At 71.0% G+C, this 15571-nt stretch carries 15 protein-coding genes; 8 read left to right on the forward strand and 7 right to left on the reverse strand.

Annotated features, from left to right (window positions below; translation table 11 throughout):
* Nucleotides 1-1065 precede the first annotated feature (1065 nt).
* The gene (locus SNR22_RS07955) at nt 1066-1527 is read right to left on the reverse strand and encodes a hypothetical protein (RefSeq protein ID WP_320065831.1); all 462 of its coding nucleotides are present in this window, start codon (nt 1525-1527) and stop codon (nt 1066-1068) included.
* A gap of 88 nt (nt 1528-1615) precedes the next feature.
* Nucleotides 1616-1828, reverse strand: coding sequence for an acyl-CoA carboxylase subunit epsilon (locus SNR22_RS07960; protein ID WP_320065832.1), 213 nt, complete (start codon nt 1826-1828; stop codon nt 1616-1618).
* A gap of 92 nt (nt 1829-1920) precedes the next feature.
* Between SNR22_RS07960 and SNR22_RS07965 the strand changes: the two genes are divergently transcribed.
* On the forward strand, nt 1921-3963 hold the full coding sequence (locus tag SNR22_RS07965) for a serine/threonine-protein kinase (RefSeq protein ID WP_320065833.1): 2043 nt from the start codon (nt 1921-1923) through the stop codon (nt 3961-3963).
* An 88-nt stretch (nt 3964-4051) separates the two neighbouring features.
* Nucleotides 4052-4294: a hypothetical protein gene (locus tag SNR22_RS07970; RefSeq protein WP_320065834.1), complete on the forward strand. Its 243-nt coding sequence runs from the start codon at nt 4052-4054 to the stop codon at nt 4292-4294.
* A 101-nt stretch (nt 4295-4395) separates the two neighbouring features.
* On the opposite strand, the gene SNR22_RS07975 is transcribed toward SNR22_RS07970, so the two are convergent.
* The gene (locus tag SNR22_RS07975; protein ID WP_320065835.1) at nt 4396-5148 is read right to left on the reverse strand and encodes a GH25 family lysozyme; all 753 of its coding nucleotides are present in this window, start codon (nt 5146-5148) and stop codon (nt 4396-4398) included.
* 248 nt (nt 5149-5396) lie between these two features.
* Here SNR22_RS07975 and SNR22_RS07980 point away from each other — a divergent pair, with 248 nt between their 5' ends.
* The 3 genes from SNR22_RS07980 (at nt 5397) to SNR22_RS07990 (ending at nt 7676) form a co-directional block, all read left to right on the forward strand.
* Nucleotides 5397-6140: a M50 family metallopeptidase gene (locus SNR22_RS07980; protein WP_320065836.1), complete on the forward strand. Its 744-nt coding sequence runs from the start codon at nt 5397-5399 to the stop codon at nt 6138-6140.
* A 122-nt stretch (nt 6141-6262) separates the two neighbouring features.
* The gene (locus SNR22_RS07985; protein WP_320065837.1) at nt 6263-6763 is read left to right on the forward strand and encodes a sigma-70 family RNA polymerase sigma factor; all 501 of its coding nucleotides are present in this window, start codon (nt 6263-6265) and stop codon (nt 6761-6763) included.
* Nucleotides 6756-7676, forward strand: coding sequence for a hypothetical protein (locus SNR22_RS07990; protein ID WP_320065838.1), 921 nt, complete (start codon nt 6756-6758; stop codon nt 7674-7676). The genes SNR22_RS07985 and SNR22_RS07990 overlap by 8 nt, the downstream gene beginning before the upstream one ends.
* 110 nt (nt 7677-7786) lie before the next feature.
* On the opposite strand, the gene SNR22_RS07995 is transcribed toward SNR22_RS07990, so the two are convergent.
* Nucleotides 7787-9370, reverse strand: a complete 1584-nt coding sequence (locus SNR22_RS07995; RefSeq protein WP_320065839.1) for an acyl-CoA carboxylase subunit beta — start codon at nt 9368-9370, stop codon at nt 7787-7789.
* A gap of 109 nt (nt 9371-9479) precedes the next feature.
* Between SNR22_RS07995 and SNR22_RS08000 the strand changes: the two genes are divergently transcribed.
* Together SNR22_RS08000 and SNR22_RS08005 are read left to right on the forward strand one after the other, a co-directional pair.
* Nucleotides 9480-10355 carry a biotin--[acetyl-CoA-carboxylase] ligase gene (locus tag SNR22_RS08000; protein ID WP_320065840.1) on the forward strand — a complete coding sequence of 292 codons (876 nt, stop codon included), beginning with the start codon at nt 9480-9482 and terminating at the stop codon, nt 10353-10355.
* A 118-nt stretch (nt 10356-10473) separates the two neighbouring features.
* Nucleotides 10474-11046 (forward strand): PH domain-containing protein, encoded by a 573-nt coding sequence (locus tag SNR22_RS08005; RefSeq protein ID WP_320065841.1) that lies wholly within the window; start codon nt 10474-10476, stop codon nt 11044-11046.
* On the opposite strand, the gene SNR22_RS08010 is transcribed toward SNR22_RS08005, so the two are convergent.
* The 3 genes from SNR22_RS08010 to SNR22_RS08020 form a co-directional block, all read right to left on the reverse strand.
* Complete coding sequence (locus SNR22_RS08010) at nt 11038-11742, reverse strand: MaoC/PaaZ C-terminal domain-containing protein (RefSeq protein WP_320065842.1); 705 nt, start codon at nt 11740-11742, stop codon at nt 11038-11040. The genes SNR22_RS08005 and SNR22_RS08010 overlap by 9 nt on opposite strands.
* Before the next feature lie 17 nt (nt 11743-11759).
* Nucleotides 11760-12578, reverse strand: a complete 819-nt coding sequence (locus SNR22_RS08015) for a GtrA family protein (protein ID WP_320065843.1) — start codon at nt 12576-12578, stop codon at nt 11760-11762.
* A 63-nt stretch (nt 12579-12641) separates the two neighbouring features.
* On the reverse strand, nt 12642-13229 hold the full coding sequence (locus tag SNR22_RS08020; protein ID WP_320065844.1) for a GtrA family protein: 588 nt from the start codon (nt 13227-13229) through the stop codon (nt 12642-12644).
* Between the two features lie 485 nt (nt 13230-13714).
* Between SNR22_RS08020 and SNR22_RS08025 the strand changes: the two genes are divergently transcribed.
* Entirely contained in the window at nt 13715-15565 is a 1851-nt protein-coding gene (locus SNR22_RS08025) for a phosphoenolpyruvate carboxykinase (GTP) (protein ID WP_320065845.1), read from the forward strand.
* Nucleotides 15566-15571 lie beyond the last annotated feature (6 nt).

The following is a 15571-nucleotide window of genomic DNA, read 5'->3' on the forward strand; positions in this document are numbered from 1 at the left end:
TCACACCACCGATAGGGTTCACACGGCGAGATGAGCTAGGGCTGCCTGGTTGCCCAGCCCCCACCCCGGGAACAGCTCCGATCAGGCCGCCAGGAGGCATGGCCCTAGGCGTGGCGGGGGTGGTGCTATGAGGTATCGCATTGGTGCCGCTTGCTGCCTTCGGCTCCGTAATGCCGGGACTATTGCTATTGAAACCGGAAGGAGGAATGCGAGTAAGGCCTAAACCTGATGGAGGTGATTGCTGGGAAGGTGTAACGGTTGGAATCGTGCCTGCCGTTCCGGGATTGGATTGCGGAAGAGTGCTACCGGTATTGGCTCCGCCGAGCACCGGCCCCACCGTGGGTGACGTCACGGTTGGTGCTGGCCGCGAGTTTGCTGACCGGCTACCAGTCGTTGTGCTGCCCGATGCAGCCAGCGGCACTGGGATTACGGGCGGGATGATAGGCGCAGCTGACACGCCTTCATATATGTCCGGATTTTCGGTTTGCTTGGGAGGGCGCACCGCTGGCGGCTTCTGGAGCATCACTTGGGCCTGTTGGAGTTCGCCGCTCAGGCCGTACATCAAATTTCGGGCCTGGGAGTTGAGTCGTTCCAGATCAGCGTCGGCCACCGGCTTGTCCGGCACCCGGCTGCCCAGCGCGGCCTTTGGATCGGCCAGCGTTGCCTCGTACGTCCGCTTCTGTTGGAACTTCTTCACGTACTCGTCGTGGAGGGGCTTGAGTTCGGTGCGCGCGCTGCTGATCGCGCGGGTCGCGGCGGCCAGTGCGTCGTAGTTCGCGGCGGCGGCGTCGTGGGTGCGTTGCACCTTGTCGATCAGGTCGTCGAGTTCGCCCACATACGCCCGGGCGGCGGCGTTGGTCGCCGGGGGCCAGGCCTCGGCCAGGCCGCGCCGGTATTCCTTCAACCGGCCCAGGTGGGCCTGGGCGAGGTCGCAGACCTTGCGCCAGCCGGCGACCTGCTTCCAGTGCCCGGCCGTGTCGTGGTCCTGGATGCAGGCCCACATGCTGAGCAGGTCCATCAGCCGCCAGTCGGTGAGGCCGGAGGTTCGGCCGCTGCCCCGCTCGATCACGGCAGCGCCACCGGCCCCCGGCCACTGTCGGGGCCGGTCGGGTCGGGCAGGGTCGGCGCGGCGCGGGTCGAGGCTGCGGCTGCGGGCCTGGCCAGGGCACGTTCCACGTCGGAGACCCGGGCGGCGGAGAAGGCGTCGGAGTCGGCGTACTTCGTGGCGATCCTGCCGGCCACGGCGGCCAGGTGGCCGGTGGCACCGCCCACGGACCAGACCATCGTGGCGGTGGCCTGCTGGGTCTCGTTGTGGGCTTGAAGGAACTGCACCAGCTCGACGAAGGCGTCGGCCGGATTGGGGATCTTCGCCTTCATGTCGTCCGCGATGTAGGGCAGGTGGGGGGCATAGTTCCGCTCGACCTCGGCCTGGAGCTTGTCGGCGAACTCGCGCAGCTGGCGGATGTCTGCCTCGATGCCGCCGTAGCCGCTCAGCCAGGGCGCTGGGCGGTCCTCCTTGGGGATCATCGGCCCCTCCCTACGCGTCACGGCACCGTTTCCCTGAGTGAGATTAACGGTTGCCCCTGACGTTCGGCAGCCCCCTACGGGCCTCGTGTCAGCGGGGCAGGCCCGAGACGCGCCATGCGCCGGGACCGGCGGTGGGCGTCACGCCGGCGGGCCGGGCGCTGCGTGCCCAGGCTGAGGCGGCGGCCGGTGCGGGAGCGGCGGCGGGATGGGTCCGGGCGACGATCGCGCCGACCAGGGCGGCCAGTTCCTCGGCGGTCGGTATGCCCCGGGTCACCCGGAACAGCGGCTCATCGGCAGACATGGCGTCAGCGTACGCGTCGTGAACTTGACCTTCGTCGGATAGTGGCGTGCCGACGGTGTACGACGAGCCGCTGCCGGGTACCGTCTCCCCCGATGTCGAACCCGCTTCCCCAACTCGTCGCCGACCGGTACCGGCTCCTCTCGCCGCTCGGCCAGGGCGGCATGGGTCGGGTATGGAAGGCCCGCGACGAGGTGCTGCACCGGGACGTGGCGATCAAGGAATTGGTCCCGCCGCCCAGCCTGACCCCGGACGAGCGCCGCGAGATGCGGGAACGCTCCCTGCGGGAGGCCCGCGCGATCGCGCGGCTCAACCACGTCAACGTGGTCCGCATCTTCGATGTGCTGCGCACCGACGGCGATCCGTGGATCGTCATGGAGTACGTCCCATCGAAGTCCCTTCAGGACATTCTCGCCGACGAGGGGCCGGTCTCGCAGGCCAAGACGATCGAGATCGGTCTCGGTGTGCTCGGCGCGTTGAATGCGGCGCACAAGGCCGGCGTCATGCACCGCGACGTCAAGCCGGGCAACGTGCTGGTCGGCACCGACGGTCGGGTGGTGCTGACCGATTTCGGGCTGGCCACCATTCCGGGCGACCCGAACGTGACGCGGACCGGCATGGTGCTCGGCTCCCCGGCGTACATCGCGCCGGAGCGGGCGAGGGACGGCACCGCCGGGCCGGAGGCCGACCTCTGGTCGCTGGGCGCCACGCTCTACGCGGCCGTCGAGGGCAAGTCGCCGTACGCCCGACCGTCGGCGATCGGCACCCTGGCCGCGCTGGCCACCGAGCCGATGCCGCCGCCGAAGAACGCCGGGCCGCTCAAGGCGGTCCTCAGCGGCCTGCTCCAGAAGGATCCGGCGGAGCGGATGAACGCCGCGACGGCGGAGCGGCTGCTGCGCCGGGCCGGTGGGCGTCGGGCGAAGGGCATCTCACTGCTCGATGGCGTACGCCGGCCGGGGCCGAATGGTCCACGCGAGCCGCGCCCGCCCGTGGTGCCGGCCCCGCGTCCGGCCGAGCGGACCACGGACCGGACCGTCAGCCCGCCCGCGCCCCGCAGCCCGCTGTCCGGAGGCGTCGCGGTGGCCGGCGCGGCGGCAGCGGGGGCTGTGAGTGGCGAGGACGCGACCGCCAAGGTCGCGGAGAGCGGCGACGTCGCGCCGACGGCGAAGATCGACCAGCCGAAGGCCCCCGTCGACGCCGATCCGACCGCGAGGCTCGCCGGCCCGGTGTCGAAGGCCGCCGATCCCACCGAGAAGGTCGCCGGGCCGCCCGCGAGGCTGAACGGGCCGGTGCCGGTCGACGAGACCCGGGTGGACGCCGAACCTGTGCCCGACTCCGGCACTGACGATTCGGAGTCCTCGGCCGCCGCGCCGCGCGGGCCGGTCGGCCCGACGTCGGTGATGCCGCCTCCGGGGAGTCCGGCCCCCTCGTCGTCCGGCCGGGCCACCGTGGTTCCCGGCACGAAGCCCGACCATCGCCGGCGCAACCTGCTGATCGGCGCGCTCGTCGCGGTCCTGCTGATCGGCCTGCTGGTGGCGGTGCCGCTGCTCAACGGCGATGGGGACGACCGGGAACCGGTCGCCCCGCAGGCGGGCACGTCACCGGCGACACCCTCGGCCGCCGCGCCAGCGACCAGTAGCGCCGCGCCGCCCAGCCCGACGCCGTCGGCCACCCCGTCCGTCGACCCGAACGCCCTGCCGCCGGGCTGGGTCCTGCACAGGGACCCGGCCGGTTTCTCGCTGCCGCTGCCGCCGGGCTGGGTGCGCCGCAGCGGCGGAAGCGACACGGTGATCTTCGACGAACGCGGCGGGGTGGGCGAGCTGCTGATCCAGTGGACCAGCAGCCCCAAGAAGGACGCCGTCGCCGACTGGAAGGCAAAGGAGCCGTACCGGAAGAGCAAGGTCAACGGCTACCGGTTCCTCGGCATCAGGTCCTGCCAGTACTACAAGACGTGCGCCGACTGGGAGTGGACGGAGACCCGGGACGGCACCCGGATCCACGTCCGCAACCGGGGCTTCGTCACCGCCAAGAACCGGGGGTACGCCTTCCGGTGGGAGGTGGCGGAGAAGGACTGGCAGGCGCGGCTGCCCTACTTCGACCGGATCGCCAAGGGCTTCAAGCCCGACCGGGTCGACTGAGCAGGGAATTCCCGCCGTTCAGGAATTGATTCGCATGACCTTCCGTCGTACGGGGTACATGACCTCTACGACGGAAGGAGGTACGACAATGGGACACCGAATCAGGGACACTCGGCCCCGACTGGCACTGTGGATGCTCGTCGCCCTCGGCGACGTGGCGCTGCTGCTGGTGAGCGTGGGTCTGCCGGTGCTGCTCGCACTGTTCAGCGTCGTCACCGTCACCGTCGCCGGGGTAACCGCCTGGCGGATGACCCGGCGGGGAGCGCTGGCCCGTGAGGACCGGATCTCCGGCCCGGTCGCGGTGCCGGTGGTGTCACGGCGGAGGGCCTGACCCGGTCGTTGAGGTGATGTGCTGGCGGCAGCCGGACCAGATGTCGACCGTACGGTCGCAGCCGATCCCGCTGCCGCCAACTGCTTGCCCGGGTGCCGGGATCAGGTGTTGTTCGCCAGCGCGATCAGCCGGGCGCGGTCGCCGTTCCAGTAGTTGCGGTCGACGTTGCCGCTGATGCCGGAGACGGCGCCGGTGCTGGTGTACTGCCAGAAGCTGTAGAACGACGCGCCGGCCGGTAGGGAGCCCGGGGTGCTCGCCCAGCGGGCGAGCCAGAGCGGGTGGTTGGCCCACGGCCCGGTCCAGCTGCCGGTGCACTGGTTCCACCAGCTCGTGGTGGTGTAGATGACGGCATACCGGCCGGTGCGGGACCGGTAGGTGTTCAGGAAGTCCTGAACCCAGTTGCGCATCCCGGTGGTGCTGAGCCCGTAGCAGTAGCCGCCCGCGTACGGGTTGCCCTCGATGTCCAGGGCCGCCGGCAGGGTGCGGCTGTCCGCCGACCAGGCGCCACCGTTGCTGACCAGGTAGTTGGCCTGGACGGCGCCGGAGGAGATGTTCGGCCGGGCGAAGTGGTACGCCCCGCGAATCACCCCGGCGTTGTAGGCGTTGACGTAGTTGGCGTTGAAGCTCGGGTCCTTGTAGCCCGTGCCCTCGGTGGCCTTGATGAAGGCGAACTGGATGCCGGCGTTGCGGACGCTGGTCCAGTTGATCGACCCCTGGTGGTTCGAGACGTCGACGCCGGGGGTGGTGGCGGCCGCCGCAGGGCCCGCCGTGGCGACGAGGGCGGTGGCCGCCGCCGCCACGACGGTGATCCCCGCCGCGAGCAGTCGACGGATCGTGACTCCAGTTCTGATCATGGGTTCCTCCAAAGGGGCGCCAATCAATCCACGTCTATCTTTGTAGGTGATTGCCCTGGACTGCAAGGTAACTTAAGGAAAGTTTCATCTAGGAGGCTCTGCCCGGTAGGAATCCCGCAGGTAAGGCCGGCCGTGGTGGCCCGCCGGCGTCAGCTCGGCGGCGACCGCCGCCAGCCGGCTCAAGGTCACCCAGTGCCGGGCCGGGCGAGCCGCCGGCCGCTTGCCCCGGCCCGGTAGGCTCGCGCCCCATGGTGGCGATCGACGGGCTGAGCACGCTCTGGGACAAGCTGTTCACCGCGCAACCCGACCCGCCGCCGCTGCTCGTCCTCGTCACCGCCGCAGTGGCGCTGGCGGTGGTGGCCACCCGGCTGCCCTGGCGGATCGCCCGTAACGCCGTCACCATCGCCCACGAGGGCGGGCACGCCCTGGCCGCCCTGCTCACCGGCCGTCGGCTGCACGGCATCCGGCTGCACTCGGACACCTCCGGCCTGACCCTGTCGGCGGGCCGACCCACCGGCCCCGGCATGATCCTCACCCTGCTCGCCGGGTACGTCGCGCCGTCGCTGGTCGGCCTGGCCGGAGCCTGGCTGCTCGGCGGCAACCGGATCACCCTGCTGCTCTGGGTGGCCGTGGCGCTGCTGCTGGCCATGCTGGTCATGGTTCGCAACGTGTTCGGCGCGCTGTCGCTGCTGGCCACCGGCGGGGTGGTGCTCGCCGTCTCCTGGTACGCCTCTCCACAGGTCCAGGCCGCCTTCGCCTGGACCTGCGTCTGGTTCCTGCTCCTCGGCGGCGTACGGCCGGTGGTCGAACTCCAGCGGCTGCGCTCCCGGGGCCGGATGCCGGAGTCCGACGCCGACCAACTGGCCCGGCTCACCCCGTTCCCCCCGCTGTTCTGGGTGGCGCTCTTCGCCCTGATCAACCTGCTGGCCCTGGTCGTCGGCGCGGCGCTGCTGGCCGGCGGAATCCTCACCGCCGCCGGCCTGACCGTCTGACGCCGTCCCCGCGCCGGCCCGGTCGACGGCGGGGCAGCCCGCCGTGGAACCGGTGGGCCGAGCGGGCAACCGATGCCCCCGTCCCGCGCGTGTCCCCTCCGACAGCGGAGGGGAGGTGACGGATGCCGGACGTCGACGGGTTCGACGAGTTCTACCGGGGCAGTCGACAGCGGCTGCTCGGCTTCGTCTACGCGCTGACCGGCAACCTCGCCGAGGCGCAGGACGCGGTGCAGGAGGCGTACATCCGGGCGTGGCAGCGCTGGTCCACGGTGCACGGCTACGACAACCCGGAGGCGTGGGTCCGGGTCGTCGCCTCCCGGATCGCGGTCAGCCGCTGGCGCAGCCTGCGCAGCAGGTCCCGGGCCTACCTGCGGCACGGCGCCGAGGACAGTACGCCCGCCCCGAGCACCGACACGGTCGCGGTGGTGGCCGCGCTGCGCCGCCTCCCCGAGGAACAGCGCACCGCCCTCGCCCTGTACTACCTGCTCGGCATGCCGGTCGCCGAGGTGGCGCGGGAGACCGCCGCCCCGGTGGGCACGGTGAAGGCCCGACTCTCCCGGGGGCGCGCCGCGCTCGCCGGCCTGCTCGCCGTCTCTGAACTGGAGGAGGCCGCCGATGCGTGACGACCAGACGTTCGCCGAGCGGATGCACCGGGACCTGCGGGATGTCCGCTGGCCCGAGCCGACGGAGATCCGGGCCATGGCCCGCCGCCGCAGCCGGCGTACGGCGGTGGCGGCGGCGGCCGCCGTGCTGGCCGTCACCTCGGTTGCCGCCGTCGCGCTCGGCGGGCCCGCCACACCTCCGGTGGGGTCCTGGGCCGACCGGTGGCTCTCCCCGGTCGAGCCGGAGCCGCCCGGGCGGGCCGAGATCCCGCCGGAGGCCCTGCTGGCGTCGGCCGATCTCGGCGCGCCCAGCAACGTGCGCCTCAGCGACACGGGGCTGGCGGAACCGGTGCGGGTGGACCCGCTGCTGGAGTCCTGTGCGGCAGACAGGGGTCTGTCCGCGGGGCAGCCCCTGTCCCGCTATTCCCGCTCGCAGACCCTGCTTGACGATGACGTGTCCGGTCAGGAGGGGCAGCCCGGCGTCGTGGTGCTCACCCAGGACGTCTACCGCCTCCCTACCGGGGCGGCCCCCCGGCTCTTCACCGAGCTGGACCGGGTGACGACCGGCTGCGTCGGATGGCGCAACGTCGTACCGATGTTCCTGAGCGACGACGCGAGCACGACGCCGGTGTCGGTGGCACACACCTGGCAGGCAGCCGCGCGCGATTTCGCCGGCGACCAGGCCGTCCTGCTGCGACAGACCCGGTCGGATCTGGTGAACGTGGCGACGGGCGAGCCCGTCAACCGGAGGCTTTCGCGGGAGACCCGACTGCTCGTCCGGGTCGGCGACCTGGTCACCGTGATCGTGCCGGCGACCGGGGCGGGCGTCGACGGGCCCGAAGGGGTCGCGAGCCCGACGACCGACGCGGAGCTGCGCGAGCTGGGACGGGTGGCCGCCCGACGGATGTGCCTCGCAGCCAACCCGTCCTGCTGACCCGACCGCCTGCCCGACCACCCGCCTGCGTCGGAGGGCGTCGCCGTCGGGGGTGTTGAAAGGGGCACCCTGCTCTACAGGATGCGTTAACAGGGTGCCCTTCCTTACGCCTACAGCGGGATGTTGCCGTGCTTCTTCGGCGGGAGGGTCTCCCGCTTGGTGCGCAGCACCCGCAGCGCGCGGACGATCTGGGCGCGCGTCTCGTGCGGCTGGATCACCGAGTCGACGTACCCGCGCTCGGCGGCGACGTACGGGTTGGCGAGGGTGTCCTCGTACTCGGCGATCTTCTCGGCCCGCACGGCGGCCGGGTCGTCGGCGTTCGCCAGCTCCGAGCGGTAGAGGATGTTCACCGCGCCCTGCGCGCCCATCACCGCGATCTGGGCGGTCGGCCAGGCGAAGTTCAGGTCCGCGCCGAGGTGCTTGGAGCCCATCACGTCGTACGCCCCGCCGTAGGCCTTGCGGGTGATCACGGTGACCTTGGGGACGGTCGCCTCGGCGTACGCGTAGATCAACTTTGCGCCCCGGCGGATGATGCCGTCCCACTCCTGGCCGGTGCCGGGCAGGAACCCGGGGACGTCCACGAAGGTCAGCACCGGGACGTTGAACGCGTCGCAGGTGCGCACGAATCGGGCGGCCTTCTCCGAAGCGGCGATGTCCAGGGTGCCGGCGAAGTGCATCGGCTGGTTGGCGACCACGCCGACCGGGCGGCCCTCGACCCGACCGAAGCCGACCACCAGGTTCTGCGCGTAGAGCGGCTGGACCTCCAGGAACTCGCCGTCGTCGAGGACGTGCTCGATGACCCGGTGGATGTCGTACGGCTGGTTGGCCGAGTCCGGGATCAGGGTATCCAGCTCCCGGTCGGAATCGGTCACCGAGAGGTCGGCCGGGGCGTCGAAGACCGTTGGCTCGTCCAGGTTGTTCGACGGCAGGTACGACAGCAGTGCCTTGACGTACTCGATCGCATCTTCCTCGTCGGTGCCGAGGTAGTGCGCGTTGCCGCTGCGCGAGTTGTGGGTCAGGGCGCCGCCCAGTTCCTCCATCGCCACGTCCTCGCCGGTGACCGTCTTGATCACGTCGGGGCCGGTGATGAACATGTGGGAGGTCTGGTCGACCATCACGGTGAAGTCGGTGACCGCCGGGGAGTACACCGCGCCGCCCGCGCAGGGGCCCATGATCAGGGAGATCTGCGGGATGACGCCGCTGGCCCGCACATTGCGGAAGAAGATCTCCCCGTAGAGGCCGAGGGAGGTCACGCCCTCCTGGATGCGGGCACCGCCCGAGTCGTTGATGCCGACGACCGGGCAGCCGATCTTCATGGCCAGGTCCATCACCTTGACGATCTTCTCGCCGAAGACCTCGCCGAGGGAGCCGCCGAAGACCGTGAAGTCCTGGGAGAAGACGCAGACCTGCCGGCCGTCGACGGTGCCGTAGCCGGTGATCACCCCATCGCCGTACGGGCGGTTCCGCTCCAGCCCGAAGTTGGTGGACCGGTGCCGGGCGAACTCGTCCAACTCGACGAAGGAACCCTCGTCGAGCAGCAGCTCGATCCGCTCCCGGGCGGTTTTCTTGCCCCGCGCGTGCTGCTTCTCCACCGCCCGCGCCGATCCGGCGTGCACCGCCTCGTCGACCCGTCGCTCCAGGTCCGCCAGCCTGCCGGCGGTGCTGTGCATGTTGATCCCGGTCTCGGTAGTCACCCAGGGAATATAACGATGGTTCAGGCCGGCACCGGTGTGCAGTACGCCTCAGTGCCGCCTCACCCCGGACAGTTCCGTCGGGCCGCGGGGCGAGCCGTAGGCTGGCGGAATGTCCGGCTCCCCGTACACCGACCTGGACCGCCCGCCGCTGTCGGCGGCCCGGCTGCGCCGCGCGCTGCTCGCCCCCGACGGGCCGTGGCGGCGCCTGGACCTGCGCACCGAGACCGGCTCCACCAACGCCGATGTCGTCGAGGCGGCCCGGGCCGGCGAGCCGGAGGGCCTGGTCGTGGTCGCCGAGCGGCAGAACACCGGTCGGGGCCGACGCGGCCGGGCCTGGCAGTCGCCCGCCCGTGCGGGCATTGCGACCAGCGTGCTGCTGCGGCCCGGTGAGGCCGTCGCCGAGCGCGGCTGGCTGCCGGCCCCCGCCACGGGGTACGGCTGGCTGCCCCTGCTCGCCGGGGTCGCGTTGGTCGAGGCGGTGACCCGGCTGACCGAGCTGGACGCCGCCCTGAAGTGGCCGAACGATCTGCTGATCGGCGACGCGAAGTGCGCCGGCATCCTGGCCGAGGCGGTGCCCGGCCCGGCCCCGGACCAGCCGCCGGCGATCGTGCTCGGCATCGGCCTCAACGTCACCCTGCGCGCCGACGAGCTGCCGGAGAACCCCACCGGCCTGCCGGCCACCTCGCTGCAACTGGCCGGTGCCGCCGCCACCGACCGGGATCCGCTGCTGCGCGCCCTGCTGCGTTCCCTCGCCGACTGGTACGACCGGTGGCGCAGCGCCGGCGGGGATGCTGTGGCCAGTGGCCTGCGGGACGCCTACCTGGCCGCCTGCGCCACGGTCGGCCGCTCGGTGCGGGTGCTGCTGCCCGGCGGCGACGAGCTGACCGGCACTGCCACCGGGGTGGACCCGGACGGCAGGCTCGTCGTCGGCACTCCGGCCGGCCCGCGCGCGCTCGCCGCCGGCGACGTCCTGCACCTGCGGTGAACCCCCTTCCGGTCCTCTCACCGGTGCAGCGAAGAAGTGGGAACCGCCGCACCGGCTGATCCGCCGGAGGGTGGTGACCGGATACGGTCAGCGCGTCCGGTTCTGCGAGGAGGTTCCCGTGCCATTTCCCGAAGACGTGCTCACCGAGGACGAGCACGTCGTGCTGCACCTGCATCCGCACTGGAAGGCCATGCTGCGGCCGGTGCTGGTGCTGGTGCTCGTCGTCGCCGCGGTGGTGGCAGGCTGGATCCTGCTACCGGACGGCGAGGCGGCGACCATCGCCCTGTACGTGCTCGGCGGGTTCGGCCTGCTGCTGGTGCTCTGGTTCGGGCTCTGGCCGTTCCTGGTCTGGCGCAGCACGCACTACCTGTTCACCAACGAGCGGGTGTTGCTCCAGCAGGGGGTGCTCTCCCGGGACCGGCGGGACATCCCGCTCACCCGGATCAACGACCACGCGATGAGCCAGCGTTTCTTCGAGCGGCTGGTCGGCTGCGGCACGCTCACCATCGAGTCGGCCGGCGAGCGCGGCCAGTCGGTGCTGACCGACGTCCCCGGGGTGGACCGGGTGCAGACCAGGCTGTACGAGCTGGTCGAGGCACACCACGACCGGCACTCCCTCGGCGACGGCGAGATGCGCGACATCCTCGCCGACATGCGCGAGGGCAAGCCCCTGCGCGACCCGTCAGCCTGACGTCGGCCGGAGGGCGAACCAGCCGCGGAAACGGGTGCGGAGTACCTCCCGTTCCGGCTGGTCGTCCGGGTCGAGGCGGAACATGGTGCCGGTGAGGCTGACGGTGCCGAGCCCCGGGCGGGCGGTGGAGGGGCGGCTGCCCGCCACGTCCAGCCGTACCGCCAGGCGGTCGCCGGCCCGGACGGGGGCCAGCCAGCGCAGCTCCTCCAGGCCGGGCGAGGCGTCCGCCGCAGCCCGGGACAGCACGTGGTCGACGTACGCCCGCATGAAGAGGCTGACGGTGTAGAAGCCGCTGGCGATCAGCCCGCCGTGGTGGCTCGCGGCGGCCCGTTCGGCGTCGACGTGGTACCACTGCGGGTCGAACCGGCGGGCGAAGGCGACCATCTCGTCGCCGTCGACCGGCACCACGCCCAGGTCGAAGGTGCGTCCGGGGTGCAGGTCCTCGAAGAAGAGCTCGGCCGGCCCACCCGTGCCCGACCACACCGGCAGGGTCGCGGAGTCCTGCGGGGTGACCCCGGCGCCAGCCGTGGCGGTCGGGCTCCCCTCGAGGGGAGCCGGCGCGGCGGTGTGGGTCTGTTCCGGAGTAGCGGCGTGGGTCTGCTCCGGGATGGTCGGCGCGGCGACGCCGGAGCTGCCGGGGCCGCTCTGCGGTGCGGCAGGCCCGGGACGCTCGGGGTCGGTCTCCGGCGTGGCCACCTTCGCCTCCTCGGCGCTCACCGTCGGCGCCGACGGGTGCCGGCGTGCAGTTCGTCGGCGAGTTCCGCCGCCAGTTCACCATCGAGCGCCTTGCCGACCGCCGCGTCGGCGGCGCGTGCGGGTCGGCTCTGCGCGGGTGTCGGCCCGTACGCTGCGAGCCCCTCGCCGCGGGCGGCCGGCTGCGGTGCTCCCGGACGTCGTTCGGGCTGCTGCCGCGCGCCCGGTCGTCGGGTACCAGACTTGGGCCGCTGCCGCGCGCCGGCCCGTCGGGTGCTCGGCTCGGGCTGGGCCTCCTCCAGCTCGCTGACCGACTCGGCCAACTCGGCGACCGGGTCCATCTCGGCCATCGTGTCCCACTCGTCCCGCGGAATGCTGTGCCAGGTGTCGGCCTTCGGTTCCGCCGGCGCGGGCTGGAAGACGAACGTCCGGTACGACCAGAAGCGGAAGAGGGTGGCCAGTAGTACGCCGCCGGTTTTCGCCACGTTCAGCGCGAGCAGGCTGGTCATGCCGAGGCCGTACTTGGCCGCTGCCAGGACGCCGAGTTCGATGAGTAGGCCGGTTGCGTTGAATAGGAAGAAAAGGGCATACTCGCGGCGTAGTGCCGCTTTTGGGCGATCCCGGTACGTCCAATGACGATTCATCAGGTAAGACGTGATTGTCGCCACCACGGTGGCGATAACCGTCGCCTTGAGCTGCCCGTCCCGGAAAACGGTGAGTGCCAGTGCGTTGAACACCGCGTAATTGATGACAGTGTTGATGCCGCCGACGATGCCGAATTTGAGCGCCTCGTGGATGAACTTCTGCCATCGCTCAGGCAGCAGACGGACAAGACGCATGAGGGACACCTTAGGCGAGTGGGCGGGACCGGCTCGGTCCGGCCGGACGAGATGGGCGACGGTTCACGCCCGGGATTCCGGGCCAGGCGCCGCTTCCGTAACGGCCTGGGTTCCCGCTTCCACGAAGACGAACCGCCGGTACGACCAGAACCGGAACAGCGTGCCGAGGCCGGTGCCGACGACGAAGCTGGCGAGGTTGTCGGCGAGGGGGGTCTGGAACACCTCGGGCCAGACGGCGCCGAGGCCGTACCGGCTGATGGCCAGGCAGGCCACCGCGATGCCCAGGCCGACCCCGTTGAAGAGGAAGAACAGCGCGTACTCGCGGGCCGGGTTGGAGCGCTGGCGGTGCCGCCACGTCCAGAACCGGTTGCCGACGAAGGCCACGGTCGCGGCGATCACGGTCGAGAGCGTCTTCGCGGTGACCTGCTCGACGCCGCGGGCGTTGGTCAGGTAGTTGAAGAGGGCGAAGTCGACGAGGAAGGCGACGCTGCCGACGGTGGCGAACTTGCTGAGCTCCCGGACCAGATGACCGAAGCGGTCGATCAAAGCGCGGAGCAGACCCGGGCGGGTCGGCGGGGGAGCGGACTGGTCCCCGGTCATCGTCGCGGCCACCCGCCGAGCGTACCGGTTCCACGCTCCCGAAAAGGGCATCAAGGGGCGACCGGCCGTCCGGCGCGCTGCGCGGGCGCCGCACCGCCCGGCGTCGCCCGGGCGACGCCCCGGCGTCGACGGGCCTCGGTGAGCACACCGTAACCCGCAGTGCGTCAATTGTGGATCGCAATGCCGAATCGGCAACGAGGGCACCCGTCGCGCGGTTCCGGCATCGGTTCTCCGGCGTCGGCGCACCGTCCGACCGCATCACCCGTCGCGCCCGGCCCCGTGCTTCCCGCGCGGCCGGACCTCGGCCGAGGATTCTTGAAGGATTTGCGTGAAACTGCGCGTGAAAGCGGGTATCAGAACGCGATGCCGCAGCGTAGCCACCCTTTGTGCAGTTCTTCACAACCAGTCCCACTGACTCGCGACCGCGCCCGGTTTACCCTGAGGTCAATCCCAGGCTTCCACGAAGGCGACGCCTCGCGCCGTCAAGACTCGTGCCCTCCATAGATCGGTCAGTGTCGACCACAAGGAGATGTGTCATGGTTGCTCCGGCTACCGTTCGAGGTATCGATCAGGCCCCGACGTCCCACCCCCGACTGCTCGCCTGGGTCCGAGAAGTAGCGGAACTGACCACCCCCGACCGGGTCGTGTGGGTGGACGGGTCCGACGAGGAGTGGCGCCGCCTCACCGACGAGCTCGTCGACAACGGCACCCTGATCCGGCTGAACCCGGAGAAGAAGCCCAACTCGTTCTACGCCCGCACGGACCCGACGGACGTGGCCCGCGTCGAGGAGCGCACCTTCATCTGCTCCGTCGACGAGGCGGACGCCGGCCCCACCAACAACTGGATGGCGCCGGCCGAGATGAAGCGGACGATGACCGAGCTGTACCGCGGCAGCATGCGCGGTCGCACCATGTACGTCATCCCGTTCTGCATGGGCCCGGTCGAGGCGGAGAAGCCCATGTTCGGCGTCGAGATCACCGACAGCCCGTACGTGGTGGCCTCGATGCGCATCATGACCCGGATGGGCGCCGCGATCCTGGAGGCGATGGGCGACGACGCGGACTTCGTCCACGCGCTGCACTCCATCGGTGCCCCGCTCGCCCCCGGCCAGTCCGACATCGCCTGGCCGTGCAACGAGACGAAGTACATCTCCCAGTTCCCGGAGAGCAGGGAGATCTGGTCCTTCGGCTCCGGCTACGGCGGCAACTCGCTGCTCGGCAAGAAGTGCTACTCGCTGCGGATCGCCAGCGTGATGGGGCGCGACGAGGGCTGGCTCGCCGAGCACATGCTGATCCTGAAGATCACCTCGCCGGAGGGGCGGGTCTACCACGTCGCGGGGGCGTTCCCGTCCGCTTGCGGCAAGACCAACCTGGCCATGCTGGAGCCGACCATCCCCGGCTGGAAGGTCGAAACCGTTGGCGACGACATCGCCTGGATGCGCTTCGGCCCCGACGGCCGCCTCTACGCGGTCAACCCCGAGTACGGCCTCTTCGGCGTCGCCCCGGGCACCGACTGGAAGACCAACGCCAACGCGATGCGGACGTTGGACCGCGGCAACTCGATCTTCACCAACGTCGCCCTCACCGACGACGGCGACATCTGGTGGGAGGGGATGGGCGAGCCGCCGGCGCACCTGGTCGACTGGAAGGGCAACGACTGGACGCCGCAGAGCGAAGGTCTCTCCTCGCACGCGAACAGCCGGTTCTGCACCCCGATCACCCAGTGTCCGATTCTGGCCGAGGACTACTACGACCCGAACGGCGTGCCGATCGACGCGATCCTGTTCGGCGGTCGCCGCCGGGACACCATCCCGTTGGTCACCGAGGCCCGGGACTGGGTGCACGGCGTCTACCTGGGCGCGACGCTCTCCTCGGAGACCACCGCCGCCGCGTCCGGCGCGGTCGGCGTGGTGCGTCGCGACCCGATGGCCATGCTGCCGTTCATCGGCTACAACGCCGGCGACTACTTCCGGCACTGGATCGAGATGGGCAAGGGCACCGACGGCGACGAGGCCAAGCTGCCCAAGATCTACTACGTCAACTGGTTCCGCAAGGACGCCGAGGGCAACTTCCTCTGGCCGGGCTTCGGCGAGAACTCGCGCGTGCTCAAGTGGGTCGTCGAGCGGCTGGAGGGCCGCGCCGACGCGGTGGAGACCCCGATCGGCATGGTCCCGGCGCAGGACGCGCTGGACATCGACGGCCTCGACATGACCCCGGAGGACGTGCGGATCGCGCTGAAGGTCGACCCGGAGGAGTGGCGCGCGGAGCTGCCGATGGTGACCGAGTGGTTCGAGAAGTTCGGCGACAAGCTGCCCGGCGTCCTCTGGGCCGAGCTGGACGCGCTGCGCGCCCGGCTCGACGCGGAACAGCCGCAGAAGCAGGTGTGACGGTTG

It is taken from the genome of Micromonospora sp. RTGN7, from assembly GCF_033804645.1.
In the GTDB taxonomy this organism is placed as follows: domain Bacteria; phylum Actinomycetota; class Actinomycetes; order Mycobacteriales; family Micromonosporaceae; genus Micromonospora.

Excerpts from the sequence above, each read along its gene's own strand:
- SNR22_RS07970 (WP_320065834.1), top strand. The coding sequence starts at position 4,052 with ATGGGACACCGAATCAGGGACACTCGGCCCCGACTGGCACTGTGGATG.
- SNR22_RS07975 (WP_320065835.1), bottom strand. The coding sequence starts at position 5,148 with ATGATCAGAACTGGAGTCACGATCCGTCGACTGCTCGCGGCGGGGATC.
- SNR22_RS07965 (WP_320065833.1), top strand. The coding sequence starts at position 1,921 with ATGTCGAACCCGCTTCCCCAACTCGTCGCCGACCGGTACCGGCTCCTC.
- SNR22_RS08000 (WP_320065840.1), top strand. The coding sequence starts at position 9,480 with ATGTCCGGCTCCCCGTACACCGACCTGGACCGCCCGCCGCTGTCGGCG.
- SNR22_RS08025 (WP_320065845.1), top strand. The coding sequence starts at position 13,715 with ATGGTTGCTCCGGCTACCGTTCGAGGTATCGATCAGGCCCCGACGTCC.
- SNR22_RS08020 (WP_320065844.1), bottom strand. The coding sequence starts at position 13,229 with ATGCCCTTTTCGGGAGCGTGGAACCGGTACGCTCGGCGGGTGGCCGCG.
- SNR22_RS07960 (WP_320065832.1), bottom strand. The coding sequence starts at position 1,828 with ATGTCTGCCGATGAGCCGCTGTTCCGGGTGACCCGGGGCATACCGACC.
- SNR22_RS08015 (WP_320065843.1), bottom strand. The coding sequence starts at position 12,578 with ATGCGTCTTGTCCGTCTGCTGCCTGAGCGATGGCAGAAGTTCATCCAC.
- SNR22_RS07985 (WP_320065837.1), top strand. The coding sequence starts at position 6,263 with ATGCCGGACGTCGACGGGTTCGACGAGTTCTACCGGGGCAGTCGACAG.
- SNR22_RS07990 (WP_320065838.1), top strand. The coding sequence starts at position 6,756 with ATGCGTGACGACCAGACGTTCGCCGAGCGGATGCACCGGGACCTGCGG.
- SNR22_RS07980 (WP_320065836.1), top strand. The coding sequence starts at position 5,397 with ATGGTGGCGATCGACGGGCTGAGCACGCTCTGGGACAAGCTGTTCACC.
- SNR22_RS07955 (WP_320065831.1), bottom strand. The coding sequence starts at position 1,527 with ATGATCCCCAAGGAGGACCGCCCAGCGCCCTGGCTGAGCGGCTACGGC.